The following is a 14,866-nucleotide window of genomic DNA, read 5'->3' as shown; positions in this document are numbered from 1 at the left end:
TTTTTTATGTTTGTTCACTTTTCTTACTTAAAGCTTTCTTTCCTCATCCTCGTCTTCGTTGTTTTCGTCTTCATCATCTCCGCCTTCCTCAATTCCTGCCTGCGGAGCCGGCTCCTGCTGCATCAGTTCCTCTTTCAAGGCTTTTTCATCAGCCTTGCCTTCATCTTCGTCCGATTCCCTAAGCCTCTTTGAGACCCTCTCGTCTATTTCTTCTATAGGAAGTCCTGTTAGTATCTCAATGCCTTCGTTTACATGCTCTATTGAGTATATGTGGAACACGCCGTCTCTGACTGCGTCTATTACATCCTGCCTGAGCATGAGGTTCTTGACGTTGGTCTTTGGTATTAAGACTCCCTGCTTGCCGGTGAGCCCTTTAATCTTGCAGACGTCAAAGAAACCCTCTATCTTTTCGTTCACGCCGCCAATAGGCTGTATCTCACCTTTTTGGCTTATGGAGCCTGTAACAGCTATATACTGCTTTATAGGTATTTCGGCTATGCTTGAGATGATTACATAAAGCTCCGTACTCGAAGCGCTGTCTCCGTCTATATGCGAGTATGTCTGCTCAAATGTTATGGACGTTGTAAGGGATATGGGTTTTTCCTTGCCGTATTTTTCGCCCAGATATCCGCTGAGTATGAGCACCCCTTTGTCATGTATGCTTCCGCTGTGCCTTACCTCTCTTTCTATGTTTATTATGCCAGCCTTGCCCTTGTAAGTGGAGGCAGTCATCCTTGCAGGCTTGCCGAAGCTGTACTCGCCGCTTCCCATTACAGTAAGGCCGTTAATCTGGCCGATTTTTTCGCCGTCTATGTCTATTAGCAGCGTTCCATCTTCGAACAGCTCGTTTAGCTTCTCCTCGTACTTGCTGTTCCTGTATTTCTTGCCCTCTATTGCCTTCATGACATCGTCAGCAGTGACATATTCATTTTTTTCGTCGCTGTATGCCTCCGCCTCATATAGTATCTCCACGACCTGGTTGAATCTGGCACTGAGCTTGTCCTTGTCCTCAGCAATCCTCGAGCTGTACTCTACCACCATCTCAACAGCGCCCTTGTCAAAATGCTTGAGCCCTACTTCCTCACAGTGGCTCCTTATGAATCTGGCAAGCTTTATGACGTTCTCCTCGTTCCTTTTGAACTCCACGTCAAAGTCGGCCATTATCCTGAACTGCTTTCTGAATTCCTCGTCGTAAGCGTAGAGCAGGCTGTACGTCATGTAGTCTCCAATTAGTATAACCTTTATGTCAAGATCTATCGGATCAGGCTTTAGCGTTGATGTTACAATATACCCATACTGCTTGTTTAGCGTCTCCATTGTTATGGAATCCGTCCTGAGAGCCCTTCGAAGAGCCTCCCATGCAAACGGGTGGGAGAACAAGTCCTTGACATCGAGTATGAGGAAACCCCCGTTGGCCCTGTGGAGCGCTCCAGGCTTTAGCTGCATGAAATTCGTAGTCATAAGACCCATCTCATTCTTATACTCTATCATGCCTGTGAGGTTGTAATAAGTCGGGTTAATCTCGTTTACTATCGGAAGGTCGCTCTTGTCGCTGTTGTCTATGAATAAATTAACCTGATATCTCATTAAAAATCTTCCGTCGTCTCTTTGTTGCATCATTAGGAACGGGTTTGCAAGCTCCTGACTTTTAGGCTCCTTGAACTTGTTGATGTTGTCAATTATGTCGTGCTTCATATCATTCATGTATGAAAGCACCTTCTCATCCTTGCCGTAGTCTTCTATAAGGACTTCCATGAAGAAACTTGCTATGCTGTCTCCCGTCCTCTTGTCGAGCTCTTCCAGACTCTCCCTGAACTGCTCCTCAAGGCTTTTTATCCTGTTCAGGTAGTCGTTTATCTCCTTGTTCAACTGGATTGATTTTTTCTTTATTATGTCGTAGTCCTCTTCAGTCAGATTCTTGTACTCCTCGTCAGCCATCGGGGTCCCATCAGGCTTCAGCGGTATGCTAAAGAGCCCCTGGTTTGTCTGCTGGAACACAAACCCCTTGCTTCTTGCAAACTCGTTGAGCTCCATGAGTATGTTCTTGCTGAGCCTTTCATATCGTTGAACTATTTCGGCACTTCTGATTTCGTATTCCCGCGACGAGAAAATCTTTGGTACCTCTTCAACGAGCTTTTCAACCGTCAGCTCCACATCTTTTTTAAAGCTCTTTCCAATCCCCGCATTGAAAGCCAGCGCTGTTGGCTCATCAGGCGATTTGAAATTGTAGACGTATACCCAGTCATTTATGATTTTGTCCTTCCTTGCTGTGGCGACCTTTTGGACAAGCGACTTTGTATAACTTGTCCTGCCGGTTCCGCTGAGTCCTGACACGTATACGTTGTAGCCTTTCTTTTTTATATTCAGGCCAAAGCTCATGGCTTCCGCCGCCCTGTTTTGCCCTATTATTCCTCTGAGGGGATCGAGATCCTTTGTCGTTTTGAAATTGTAATCCGAAAGGTCGCAGCCGCATTTCAAATCCTCCGGCCCCAGCTCCCATTTTCTTGTATCTATCATAAATACACCCCCATATTCTTTAATTCCCGCTAGTAATTCTTTTACCCAAAAACATCCTATGTAAAATGCATACTAGAAAAGAAAATCCTCTATAGCCGCTATGTCCATAACCTCAATATATCCTTTGCCAAACTCAATCAGCCCTTCATCCCTCATGTTTATGAGCTCTCTGGAAAGCGAAGGCCTTGGTATGCCGAAATTTTCAGCCATATCCTTCCTGCTTGTGGAGATTTTAAGCTTCAGATTCTTCTGCCTTTTGTACTCCTCTATCAAGAATTTGCATATCTTCTGCCTGATTGTTTTTAAAGAGAGGTTCTCAACCTTCCTGTTGAGCATTAGTATCTTGTTGGAGAGCTGCATCATGAAATTTTCAAGAAAACGTTCATCCTGCTTACACAGGCTTATTATGTTTTCCCTTGATATAAAGAGCACAGTTGAGCTCTTTTGAGACAGTATCGTCGCAGGGTACTCCCTATGGTTTGAAAACACTATGACCTCGCCGAATACGTCTCCGCGTGAAAGCTTCGTGAGATTAACAACCTTTCCCGAAAAGTAAACCTTCTGGACTACCACATCTCCGCTCATAACTATGCCTATACTGCTACACTCATGACCTTCTATGGCTATGAGCTCGCCCTTGGAATATTTTTTAAGCCTGTAATCCGCCTTTGAAATCACTCTTTCTACATCGTCTGCAGAAAATCCCCTGAAAAGCATGCTCTTTGACAGATAAATCGGAATCATCCTATCCATAATTTCCTCCGGATTTTTATTGTTTGTAACTGATGTTACTTGTTTTATACCCATACTCCATTATAATAAAATCAAGGCAGCAAAAACTATATAAATTTAGTTGTGTCTATCGTGATTGGGGAATCTATATAACAGTGCGATATATAAATCTATTTTCGAGAGGATGGTATGTTACTATGAAAAGAAAAATAATAAGCATAAATGAAGATCTGTGCAACGGCTGCGGGCTTTGCGCCTCTGCGTGTCACGAGGGAGCAATACAGATGGTGGAAGGCAAGGCAAGGCTAATACACGACAAATACTGCGACGGACTCGGAGACTGCCTTCCAGCATGTCCTACAAACGCAATAACAATGATAGAAAGAGACGCTGCACCATATGATGACGAAGCCGTAAAGGAGCTCCAGGCCAAGAACGCAGCAGAAGCTGGAATAGAGCCAATGCCTTGCGGCTGCCCCGGTACTATGGCAAAAACGCTTAATGTTGTTTCCTCTGCTCCGGCCCCAAAAGCTGCAGCTCCTTCAGCCACCCTGGCTTCGGAGCAAAAGTCCCAACTTTCCCAGTGGCCTGTGCAGATAAAGCTTGTAAACCCTGCAGCAGACTATTTCAATGGCGCCGACGTGCTTATTGCGGCAGACTGCACAGCATATGCCTATGCAGGCTTCCACAACGACTTCATAAAAGGTAGAGTGACTCTCATAGGCTGCCCCAAGCTTGACGACAACAAGTATTACGAAGACAAGCTCTCTGAGCTATTCTCAGCCAACGACATAAAGAGTATCACTGTTGTCAGGATGGAGGTTCCATGCTGCTCTGGAATAATCTCCTCAGTAAAGCAGGCCATACTCAATTCCAAGAAGATAGTTCCCTACAGAGAGGTTACAGTAGCTCTCGACGGCACTGTAGTATCCGACAAATAGGCAACCCTTCTGCTATAATAATTATGCTCTGCACACAATTTGAATGCGAGCCCGGATCAAATAATACGGACTGGGCTCGTTTTTTTGCAAAAAAATATCTCAGGCTATCTTTTATTCTTTTGATAGCCTGAGTCAACAGTTATAAGCATGATTGTTTGTTTCATATTCAGTTTTGTTTTTCGAGCTTTCATCTAAACTTCTTATCCAACATTCCTCCTTTTTGCTTCGGATGTTTCAGGATAGGAGTTTGTCATCTTGGTTCCACTTTCTGTAGACCTCTTGCATTGAGGCCCCTTACATTTAGCATTCAGCCTGGTTTGCTATTCATCCCTATAACTATTGTTTTCATTATACATATACCCTGCACATATAGTTCAAAACATAAACTCAATTTTTTTATATTTATTATTTTAAATCACTCTATTTAGGCTTAATGCTCCGGAAAACAAAATGAGACTCCAGGAAGTCTCATTTTGTTAAAAGCACCATAAGTGCTTTGATTATCTTTTTCTTTCTATGGCCTTTATGGCTGCTTGCACTATGTCATTTGCAGTCAGACCGTATTTTACTACAAGCTCTTTAGGGTCTCCCGACTCGCCGAATGTGTCGTTAACTCCGACTCTCTTAACTGGCACCGGATACTCCTCAACAAGCACTTCTGCTACTGCGCTTCCAAGCCCGCCTATTATATTGTGCTCTTCTGCAGTCACGATGGCACCCGTCTCTCTTGCCGCCTTTACTATCAGTTCTGAATCTATTGGCTTTATAGACGACATATTGATTACCCTCGCCTTTATGCCTTTTTCCTCAAGAAGCTTTGCTGCTTCAAGAGACTCGGCAACCATTATGCCGCATGCTATTATAGCGACGTCGTCGCCATCTGTAAGCTGAACGCCTTTTCCAAGCACGAACTCGTAGTCGTCGGAGAATATAGTAGGCACTCCCGACCTTCCAAGTCTTGTATATACAGGGCCGCTGTATTCGGCTATTGAGAATATTACCTTTTCAGTCTCAACGCCGTCAGCCGGCACTATAACGCTCATGTTTGGAAGAGACCTCATTATTGATATGTCTTCAAGCGCCTGGTGGGAAGCTCCGTCCTCGCCCACGGTTATGCCTGCGTGAGTTGCGCATATCTTTACATTCAGCTTTGGATAGCATATTGAGTTTCTTATTATTTCAAAGCCCCTGCCCGAGGCGAACACTGCAAATGTCGATGCGAAAGGAATCTTTCCTGCAGCTGCAAGGCCTGCCGATGCCCCCATGAGGTTTGCCTCGGCTATACCCATGTTGAAGAATCTTTCAGGGAAAATTTCCTTGAAATCGGCCGTCTTTGTCGACTTTGAAAGGTCGGCGTCAAGTACTACTACCTTAGAATTCTGTTGTCCCAGCTTGGCAAGAGCCTTGCCGTATGCGTCTCTTGTGGCTATTTTACTCATCACATCTTCCTCCCAAATCTCTCAAGGCAATTTCTCTCTCCTGCGCGTTTGGCGCCTTTCCATGCCAGCCTGCCTGATTTTCCATGAACGAAACGCCCTTGCCCTTTACAGTCTTGGATACTATCATGGTTGGCCTTCCCGCCGCCGACTTGGCAGCGTCAAGAGCCGTAAATATCTGATCGAAGTCGTGCCCGTCAATTTCAAACACGTTCCAGCCGAAAGCCTTGAATTTTTCAGCAAGAGGATCAACCCCGAGCACCTCTTCATTCTTGCCGTCTATTTGTAGTCCGTTGTTGTCAAGGAACGCCACAATGTTGTCAAGCTTATAGTGAGCAGCGCTCATTGCCGCCTCCCACACAAGGCCTTCCTGAACCTCTCCGTCTCCCAGGAGCGCGTACACTCTCCAAGGCGAGCCGTCAAGCTTCGATGCCATTGCCATTCCGCAGGCCGCAGAAAAGCCTTGTCCGAGCGAGCCTGTGGACATTTCTATTCCCGGCGTGCCTTTCATGTCAGGGTGTCCCTGCAGCATTGCTCCCGTCTTTCTAAGCTTCATCAGCTCGGACTTGTCGAAATATTTTCTCTCAGCCAGAACGCTGTATATTACAGGAGCGGCATGTCCTTTTGAAAGCACAAACCTGTCCCTGTTTTCCTTGTTTGGATTTTCAGGGTCTATGTTCATTTCGTCGAAATATAAAGCAGTGACTATCTCAACCGCAGACAGCGAACCGCCCGGATGCCCCGAGCCCGACTCATGAAGCATCTCTATTATGTTTCTTCTGACGTTAGCGGCAACGCTAGTCAGCTCATTATGGTCCCTCATTTAGTAAAACCTCCCAAGCTAGTCTATTAATTTTCGCCTCTTTTGATGACCTCAACCACGAAAGCAGGCAGCGCCATCATCCTCTTATATCTCCATGGCTCCTTCATGAGCCTGTAAAGCCATTCCAGCCCGAGCCTCTGATATGCCGCGGGCGCCCTTTGCACCTCGCCTGCATAAACATCAGCGCTTCCGCCAACTCCCATTATAATGTTAGAGCCCAGCCTGTCCCTGTGTTTTGCTATCCAGAGCTCCTGCTTTGGGGCTCCCATGGCCACAAAAAGCACGTCCGGCTTTGCAGCGTTTATCTTTTCTATGACCTCGTCTTCTTCAGTACTGTTTTCAACGCCAGTATGGTAACCTTTGAAATAGCCGTGGTGTGTTCCTGCAAACTTGATATTCTTGAATTTCTCCGATATGTTCTGTGCAGCCTTCTCGGCTACTCCCGGCTTGCTTCCCATTATGAAGACAGACTTGCCGTTTTCACTGCAGTAAGCGAGTATCCTGTCCATAAGGTCTATGCCGGTGACCCTTTCACTCAGCGGCTTTTTAACAATCCGCGATGCCAGGACAAGTCCTATGCCGTCTGGCACCACAAGGTCCGCCGTCTCTATAAAGTTTCTCAGCTCGCCGCTAGTTTGCGCAAGCATCACTATCTCACTGTTGGGCGTGCATACCACGCATTTTTTTTTCTGCCTCAGGCAGTCCGCCACCCTAGAAAGGGCGGAATCCATGTCAACTTTGTCTATTGGCACGCCTAGAATCTTCAGCCTTTTCAATGCTATCCCACCTTTGCCCGCTTGATTTAATCAATTTTCCAAGAGCCATGTTGTGGTTTTTTACCTTTGCAGAGAGCTCTATTGCTCTGGAATCCATAAGCCCTTTTTCTGTGTCGAAATTCAGAAGTATTTTTTCCACTTCATTTATTATATCATTAAAATTTAAATTTAAAACATCAGTCGTGCTTTTTTTGCCTATGGATGACATGAAGCTATCTATCTTGGGATCGTACGATATCCCCACCACCGGCACTCCCATAAGCACTGAAAATATGAGTCCATGAAGCCTCATGCCTATGAACATGTCAAGATTTCCTATAAGCGAAAGGTAGTCCTCCACATGCAGGTACTCCCTCAGCACGTGTACACTTTTTCTGGTTTCGCTGTCAAGCTTTTGGTATACCATATCCATTATCTCCAGGTCGGAGTAGAAGTGGAACGGCAGCAATACAATTTCGCAACCCTGCTCTGCTGCCATGCTTTTGCACAGCTGGCTGAACTTTTCAGATATTTCGTCATTGTCCTTCCATGGCCTCATTGATATGCCTACAAGACGCTTGCCTTTTTTTATATTGAGCCTTTCTATTGCGGCTGCGCCCTTGTCCAGGCTGGGCCTGCTCATGCCGAAAACCGCGTCTGCAGTTACGAGTATCTCGTTGTCTATGCCCATCTCCTGCAGCTCGCTCTTTGACTTTTCGTCTCTGACGTTGATAAAATCTACCATGCTCAAGGCTTTTTTGAGGAATCTCCGGTTCGACGACCTGCTTACAGGCCCTATGCCCTGGGAATATATCATTACACTCTTGCCCATGAGCTTGGCTGCATATATTATGGCAAGGTAGTAGAGTATCGACCTTTTTGATGTGACATCCTGGAGCAGAGAACCTCCCCCGCTTATTAGCAGGTCGCATTTTTTTATCTCCCACAGCAGCCTGAATATGTTCATCCTCATGGCTGATTTGACATTGTGCTTTTGTGCTGTAAACCTTGGATGCTGCGAAAGCACCACGATTTCACACTCGTCCTGCGCGCCTCTTATTCCTTCTATAAGCGCCTTTAGTATTGCCTCGTCTCCTGCGTTATTGAATCCGTAGTAGCCGCTGACAAGAACTCTACGCATTCTCTTTTCTCCTTTGAACATAATCCCATACTCCCTTTAGTATTGCAACTGCCAAAGCTCCTATAAGTATTCCCAGTCCTGTTTCATATACGGTCCTGTAGACAGAAAGGTATATAGGCGTTCTAAGATGCGAAAAAGTGTTTACTATATTGCCCTGTCCTATTGAAACCGCAAGTGCCAGCAGTGGCAGGCTCCAGCAGCAGCATTTCTTGTATGCCATGAATATCAGCAGCAGAAGCGCCGGATGTGCAAGCAGTATGGCTTTGGTTCTCGGCCTGGCCTGGAATATCATCTCAAGTATGTTTCTTCCGAGTATCTCAAGTGATGAAGGTTCTATGTTGGTTTCATGCCCCATTCTGGATATATATACTATCGCAGCGACAGCTATCGCTCCCAGAATGGCCATGTGTATTACTCTTATATTCTCGCTCAGGAATAGCTTTATCTCACTCCAGTAAAGACCCCTTTTATCTTCGCTCCTCCTGTAGCCGAATATCGAGATATACGCCAGGAACGTAATTCCTATAGGACCCACCTGAGAAAGCTTTACCCCTCTGAAAAGGTCCATTTCAAGCATATATTTCGAATGCGAGAGCAGCGCATCCTCTGATACGGCTCCGGCAAGCGAAATGAGTGATATCGCAATGAGAATCAAGGAGCTTTCCAGTACTATGTCCTTTATCCTTAAATTCTCCCTTTTTTTGCATCGCATATCTTTTTCACCACGTTCAGCAAGGCCACCATGGCGAGCGAAGGGAATATTATTGACGCCATGAGCGCATACAGCTTGTCCATCGTGTCCGTAGCTATGTTAAGGGCATATGGCGCGGCCGTCACTGCCGCAATGGCATAAAACGCCATGTCGTATATCCTGCCTCTGACATTGATGATGTTCTCGAGCAGCACAAAGCCGGCTGCCACTATTCCAATAGCGGAAAGCAGCTTAATGTATCTGCTGGGATCATTGAGTCCCAGTGGCTTTACATCGGCTATTTTTATGCCGTGGCTTCCAAGCCTGTCTTCAAGCTCATTGAATCTGTCTGCATATATCGACATGTCTGTCACGTATCTATCCCTGCTGTCAATGAAAGGCTTGAAGTACACAACCCTTATGTTCCTTTCCACCACCGCTCTATATATTGAATTCATAACCTCCTGACCGTTCCTGTGAAACGGTATCTGATAGTCATATCTTTTCTGAATGTAATCCCAGACGTTGAAAACTCTCGTGGAATTGTAATCCATCTTCTGCACCAGCTGATTAAGGCCGTCCTGCTCAATATGCTCTCTTTGCACCGAGCTCTCAATCATTGCCGCTATTATGCCCCTTCTTTTGAGCTCCTTTGCCAGCACATCCGAATGCTCAGCTCCGCCGAGTATCTCATCTCCCGTAAACATTATGTATCTTGGTTTTATTCCATTGCTATCCAAGGCTTCAAAATACACCGCAATGCTTTTTTCATCCTCATACTGCGATGTGTATATTGGTCTTGGAATCACTTCAAGTCCCGCATTCTGGATGCGGTCTGTATCTCTCTTTAGGAAGCCCAGCCCTATGAATTCCTTCTTTGAGCCCACTCCTATTTTTTTCTTTCCTACATACTTGCCTTCACTGTCTTTTACTATAGTTTCATCATATATATAGTCTGCCCTGCTGCCAGGTACTCGTAAAGTACCTTCGTCTACAAGCTCAACGCTGCCGCTTCCCAGCTTCTTTTCAAAGCCTGATGCTATAAAATCAATCATCTGCTTGTCCGCGCTCACCATCAAGTCGTAGCCGTCAAGCTCCACATCCACCTTGAGTTCCTTGTCTTCCTCAAGCGAGCTGAGCGTGGCTTCGTTTATTGCAGCTGAAGAAGCGCCAAGCTTTTTGAATTCCTTTAAAAAGTAGTCGATGTCATGATCCTTGGAATCCGCCGCCATGTTTAATATTGACTCATAATCAAGCGTTATATCCACGTTCTTATAGTTTTTTTCTACCCCAATCCTGCCTGAGAGCAAAAACATCGAAGATAGTATTCCTATTACTAAAAATATAGCCATATGTTTTCTTATTTTAAGCATTAATAAATCATCCTCTCACCAAAACATAAATCAAACCATTTAATTATACAATAAAAACAGGGGCTTTTATACCCCTGTTGCACACAAATTGCTATTTAACTTCGTATTTTCCCATCACCATGAATATGCAGTCCGTCTTGGCGTACACGCCTCTTCCGTCGCTCCTTGGAACCATAAGCAGATGGTTTGCAGGCGCCTCATAGCCCTTTCTAAGGTCTATTCCCTGCGTAAGGTCTGCTATGCCGCCCTGCTTGCTGTCTATTATAGAGCCGCTGCCACCTCTTAATATTATCTGACTTCCGGCCTGGAGTACTATGCTGTCTCCCGATTCCACCTCAACTACTTCTATGGCCTCCTGGGCTGCCGGGCCCGAAGAGCTTCCAGTGCTTTGCGAACCGCTTGAGAGCTTTTCATCTATATAGAGGCTAATATCCTCAATCTTCTTGTCGACATACGACTTTGTAACCAGGGGATCGTCGCTTGTGCCCGCATCACCTGAGGCCGCAACTGCCACACATCCCATGGCCGCGACTATGCACGCTATTGTAATCGGTATTTTGACTTTTGAATTTTTTAAGGACATCACACATCAGCTCCTATTTCTTTGCTGTTTTTTGGGATTCTGTTTTTTCCTGCTGCTGCTTTGATTCATTTTGTATGTTTTCTTCATCTTGAGTTTGAAGCGCTTCTTCCTTGTATACGTTCTTTAATGAAAAAAGAGGATTCTGCAGCAGCGATTCCTTGAAAGCGTTTAATGAAGCCTCTGAGGAATCTATGTTGTAGAGCCAGCGGGTGTCAATCTGGTTGAACCATACTGCAGCCTTTATGTTTGGCATGTTGGCAAAGCTGGAAAATCCATTTCTTATCCACGCCGCCTTGTCTCCTCCATCTTCATTGCAGGAAAACTCGGTTATCATGAATGGCTTTTCACGATAATGCTTCATGTAGTCGTCATATACGGGCTGGTATATGTCCCCAAACTCCCTCCAGACATCACCCGAGAACGAGGTGCCGTTGTTGTAGCCTGTAAGCCCTACCCAGTCGACATGCTCATCTCCCGGATAGTACATATGGGGGCTGTTCCAATCAAAGTCTGGGTATGACCTGTCATGAGGGTTCCATACAAACTGCGCATTGTCGGCGCCTTCTTCGTGGAATATCCTCTCAATCCTATTCCATGCCTCGTTGTAAAGCTCTGTATCCTTTCCAAAAAACCATGCGCACCATGGATCCCAGTCGCCGTTCATCTCGTTTGCGAATCTTACGAACACAGGCTCGCCAACGCTTTTAATGTCCCTTGCCCAGCTTCTTATGTAGTCGTCATACTTGCCCTTTACTATCTCGGGTATTAGTACGTCGCTTTCGCTTTCTATGTTTTCATTCTGAGTCTTGTCTATGTACACCCATGGCTGCCATGTAAGCATCATAACCCTCTCGTCATCGTAAACTTCCTGTACCTCTTTGAGGTTGACCTTGTTGTTGAAATCCGAATAAGTCATCAGGAACTCAAACTTCTTGCCTATGCTTTTCTCAAACGGTGCCAGGTTCGACGTGTAGTCAGCTCCGTCGAGATTGTGCGGATGCATTATTCCCCACATCATGCTGTCCTTGCCTATCTTGAGCCTTGTGCTCTTTCCCTTTAGGTCAATGTCCCTTTGCACATAAGGCGCCCTCTGGGTTTTTACTCCCTTTTCAAACAGCCATGCCGACGAGGCCATGTCCCTTGCCATCTGGGTGTAGTAGTCGAGATTGGCGCTGTCTGTCTTTACCCAAAAAGTCAGCACACGATTGAACTGAGGGTATACTGCATTTATCTCGAAATATATATTCTTGTCGTTTTCGATGTTTTCTATGATATCCCTTTGATACAGGAATTCGTATGCCTTTGCGCTGTTTGCAAGTGTAGTAGTGCGCTCATTAAGCATAGTAAAGCCTCCGCGGCCCGCCCTTATCTGCTTGTTGCTGTAGTATATGTATGTCTGGGGCGACATGCCCTTTATGTCCTGGCTGTATATGTATATCCTGCTGCCATCCGCTCCCTCGAGCCTTGCGGAGACATCCTCTATTGACCCCTTCTCCTGCATTGCAAGGGGTATTTTGCAGACAAATCCGAGATTGTACGATACGAAGTCCCGTTTTCCGCTCACTGCTTCGGCATGCGACTCCTCAAGCGGTATACAGGCAAAAAACAGGATTACTGAAATTAATATAGATGCTAACCTTTTCAACCCTATCCCTCCGGTTTTCATTTTTATTTTTCATCATAGAAATATTATATCCTAAATTATAGAATCAAGAAAGCAATCATGTACATTTCAATGAAAAAGCCGAAAATATCATCATGATTTTCAAGGATGATATTTTCGGCTTTTTTTACTAGATTTCCATAAGACCAAGGCTTATCTGAAGAGCTTCGTCAACCTTGAGCATTAGTTTTTCGTCGAAGCTTCCAATCTTTTCTCTGAGTCTTCTCTTGTCTATAGTCCTGATCTGCTCAAGCAGCACCACCGAATTCTTTACCAAGCCGTACTCGTTGGCCTTTATCTCCACATGTGTCGGGAGCTTGGCCTTGTCTATCTTGGCTGTTATGGCGGCTACTATGACAGTAGGACTGTACTTGTTCCCTATGTCGTTTTGTACTATAAGCACAGGTCTTACTCCGCCCTGCTCAGACCCTATTACCGGGCTGAGGTCGGCATAATATATGTCGCCTCTTTTTAAGTCTTTAATGCCTTCTTTTATATCAGCACTACTCACTCTTAGCCATCTTCCTTTCATAAGTCACTAAGGAAGACATGTCTCTGGCAAAACCCATCTCGGCAAGTGCAAGGTTGATGCTGGCCATTTCACTATAGCCTGAAATCATTTCGTTTCTTATCTGGTCTCTTTGTCTCTGTCTTAACAGATACATCTTGGCGGCTTCTCTGAAGAATTCCGATATGTCTTTCATATCTGCCCTCATTGTTTTGTTTATTTCTTCGACTAAATTACATGGCAAGTCCAGCGTAATTTTCTGCGTAGAATCAGACATCTCTACCGCCTCCTCAATCTGTGATACCAGACTATTCTACCAAATAATCAACGACTTGTAAAACTGTATTTTTTTCCATATATACTCTTGGTATCCTTCGTGCAACCATGCAGACTATCTCGTAGTTGATTGTTCCAAGAGCCTGGGCGATCCTTTCGACTCTGGCGTCTATGTCCTCGCCGAATATTACCACCTCGTCGCCCACCTTTGTTTCAACAGCGTCCACATTGAGCATTGACTGGTCCATGCATATGTTGCCTATAACAGGCACCACTGTGCCGTTGACCTTTACGCTCACCTTGCCGCTTAGCATCCTTGTGAATCCGTCGGCATATCCAATAGGCATAGTCGCCACCCTTGTTGTCTTTTCAGTGACGTATCTGAGTCCGTAGCCTATGCCTCTGCCAGCTTCAAGATCCTTCACATGCGACACTGACGCTTTGAAGGTCATGACAGGCTTTAGCTCCAGCCTCTCCTTCATTACCTCGTCAGACGGATACAGACCGTACAGTATTATGCCCGGTCTCACCATGTCCATATGGTACTGAGGCATGTCCATAGTTCCAGCACTGTTGCATACGTGCTTTATTTGTATTTTTACGCCTCTTTTTTCAACCTCGCTGACAATCTTCATGTAGCCGTCATATTGGTGCTCTGTGAACGTCTTGTCCTTTTCATCTGCCTTTGCAAAGTGCGTGAACACGCCCACAAGCTCTATTCCGGGCATTCCCACTATCTTTTCGATTGCATCTACACTGGCATCCTCAACCTGGAATCCCAGTCTCGACATGCCAGTGTCAAGCTTGATATGTACTCTTGCATTTTTTCCGAGCCTGACCGCCTCTTTGCTGAGCTTTTCAGCCGCATCCAGCGAGTATATTGTTATGTCGAGTTCATTGGCTATGGCTTCCTCATATACAACCTCGGGAACGAATCCAAGGCATAGTATAGGGGTTTTGATGCCCGCCTGTCTGAGCTCGATAGCCTCACCTTCGCTTGCAACAGCAAGGTAGTCTGCTCCTTCTTCAATAAGTATTTTTGCAACCTGCACCGAACCATGGCCGTAAGCATTGGCTTTGACAACTGCACACACCTTCGTGCCTTCCTTTGTAAGACTTTTAATATTTCTGAAATTCTCTCTCAAGTTCTCTACATTTATTTCTGCCCAAGGTCTGTTTTTGTACTTCATAACTATTTATCCCCCTTAAAGTTAGTATGAAACAACATCTTGCAGCTAGATAAATTCGCATAAAATCAGATTAATACGTCGAAACCCAATATTTTGACAAAGTATTAACCTGCCTATAATAATATTCTAAATTTTCAGAACGCTAATTTCAACACTTATCTGTACTTTAGTGATTTTTTTTGAAGCCCCCGGCTTAAATAAAAAGCTTTAGAGCAGGTGAATACAAGCGTCAAGCGG

At 45.2% G+C, this 14,866-nt stretch carries 14 protein-coding genes; 1 reads left to right on the top strand and 13 read right to left on the bottom strand.

The genetic code is table 11. From position 1 onward, the window contains the following. Nucleotides 1–27: 27 nt before the first annotated feature. Both EAL2_RS01995 and EAL2_RS01990 read right to left on the bottom strand, forming a co-directional pair. On the bottom strand, nt 28–2,517 hold the full coding sequence (locus EAL2_RS01995; RefSeq protein ID WP_025434751.1) for a Lon protease family protein: 2,490 nt from the start codon (nt 2,515–2,517) through the stop codon (nt 28–30). Nucleotides 2,518–2,589: 72 nt separating this feature from the next. After that, on the bottom strand, nt 2,590–3,270 hold the full coding sequence (locus tag EAL2_RS01990) for a Crp/Fnr family transcriptional regulator (protein ID WP_025434750.1): 681 nt from the start codon (nt 3,268–3,270) through the stop codon (nt 2,590–2,592). A gap of 176 nt (nt 3,271–3,446) precedes the next feature. On the opposite strand from EAL2_RS01990, the gene EAL2_RS01985 reads away from it, so the two are divergent. Next, nucleotides 3,447–4,190, top strand: a complete 744-nt coding sequence (locus EAL2_RS01985) for an ATP-binding protein (protein ID WP_025434749.1) — start codon at nt 3,447–3,449, stop codon at nt 4,188–4,190. A 500-nt stretch (nt 4,191–4,690) separates the two neighbouring features. Here EAL2_RS01985 and EAL2_RS01980 read toward each other — a convergent pair whose 3' ends face one another. From EAL2_RS01980 to alr, 11 genes are all read right to left on the bottom strand, one after another. Further along, on the bottom strand, nt 4,691–5,629 hold the full coding sequence (locus tag EAL2_RS01980; RefSeq protein ID WP_025434748.1) for a transketolase family protein: 939 nt from the start codon (nt 5,627–5,629) through the stop codon (nt 4,691–4,693). Continuing rightward, the gene (locus EAL2_RS01975; protein WP_025434747.1) at nt 5,622–6,449 is read right to left on the bottom strand and encodes a transketolase; all 828 of its coding nucleotides are present in this window, start codon (nt 6,447–6,449) and stop codon (nt 5,622–5,624) included. Before EAL2_RS01975 ends, EAL2_RS01980 begins: the two co-directional genes overlap by 8 nt. A gap of 26 nt (nt 6,450–6,475) precedes the next feature. Further along, nucleotides 6,476–7,225, bottom strand: coding sequence for a WecB/TagA/CpsF family glycosyltransferase (locus EAL2_RS01970; RefSeq protein WP_025434746.1), 750 nt, complete (start codon nt 7,223–7,225; stop codon nt 6,476–6,478). Continuing rightward, nucleotides 7,182–8,345 carry a polysaccharide pyruvyl transferase CsaB gene (gene csaB, locus EAL2_RS01965; protein WP_025434745.1) on the bottom strand — a complete coding sequence of 388 codons (1,164 nt, stop codon included), beginning with the start codon at nt 8,343–8,345 and terminating at the stop codon, nt 7,182–7,184. The genes EAL2_RS01970 and csaB overlap by 44 nt, the downstream gene beginning before the upstream one ends. Continuing rightward, complete coding sequence (locus EAL2_RS15780; RefSeq protein ID WP_025434744.1) at nt 8,338–9,057, bottom strand: DUF5693 family protein; 720 nt, start codon at nt 9,055–9,057, stop codon at nt 8,338–8,340. The genes csaB and EAL2_RS15780 overlap by 8 nt, the downstream gene beginning before the upstream one ends. Continuing rightward, the gene (locus EAL2_RS15775; RefSeq protein ID WP_158408873.1) at nt 9,030–10,388 is read right to left on the bottom strand and encodes a DUF5693 family protein; all 1,359 of its coding nucleotides are present in this window, start codon (nt 10,386–10,388) and stop codon (nt 9,030–9,032) included. The genes EAL2_RS15780 and EAL2_RS15775 overlap by 28 nt, the downstream gene beginning before the upstream one ends. Nucleotides 10,389–10,500: 112 nt before the next feature. After that, nucleotides 10,501–10,992, bottom strand: coding sequence for a hypothetical protein (locus EAL2_RS01950; protein WP_025434742.1), 492 nt, complete (start codon nt 10,990–10,992; stop codon nt 10,501–10,503). Nucleotides 10,993–11,005: 13 nt separating this feature from the next. Continuing rightward, nucleotides 11,006–12,637 (bottom strand): glycoside hydrolase family 26 protein, encoded by a 1,632-nt coding sequence (locus tag EAL2_RS14690; RefSeq protein WP_025434741.1) that lies wholly within the window; start codon nt 12,635–12,637, stop codon nt 11,006–11,008. A 148-nt stretch (nt 12,638–12,785) separates the two neighbouring features. Beyond that, nucleotides 12,786–13,187 carry a type II toxin-antitoxin system PemK/MazF family toxin gene (locus EAL2_RS01940; RefSeq protein WP_051489057.1) on the bottom strand — a complete coding sequence of 134 codons (402 nt, stop codon included), beginning with the start codon at nt 13,185–13,187 and terminating at the stop codon, nt 12,786–12,788. Continuing rightward, the gene (locus EAL2_RS01935; protein ID WP_025434739.1) at nt 13,159–13,440 is read right to left on the bottom strand and encodes a hypothetical protein; all 282 of its coding nucleotides are present in this window, start codon (nt 13,438–13,440) and stop codon (nt 13,159–13,161) included. The genes EAL2_RS01940 and EAL2_RS01935 overlap by 29 nt, the downstream gene beginning before the upstream one ends. A gap of 31 nt (nt 13,441–13,471) precedes the next feature. Further along, nucleotides 13,472–14,629: an alanine racemase gene (gene alr, locus EAL2_RS01930; RefSeq protein WP_025434738.1), complete on the bottom strand. Its 1,158-nt coding sequence runs from the start codon at nt 14,627–14,629 to the stop codon at nt 13,472–13,474. Between the last annotated feature and the right edge of the window lie 237 nt (nt 14,630–14,866).

It is taken from the genome of Peptoclostridium acidaminophilum DSM 3953 (assembly GCF_000597865.1).
GTDB lineage: Bacteria > Bacillota > Clostridia > Peptostreptococcales > Peptostreptococcaceae > Peptoclostridium_A > Peptoclostridium_A acidaminophilum.
Note: the sequence above shows the minus strand (reverse complement) of the source record. Positions and strands in the feature narration are given on the sequence as shown.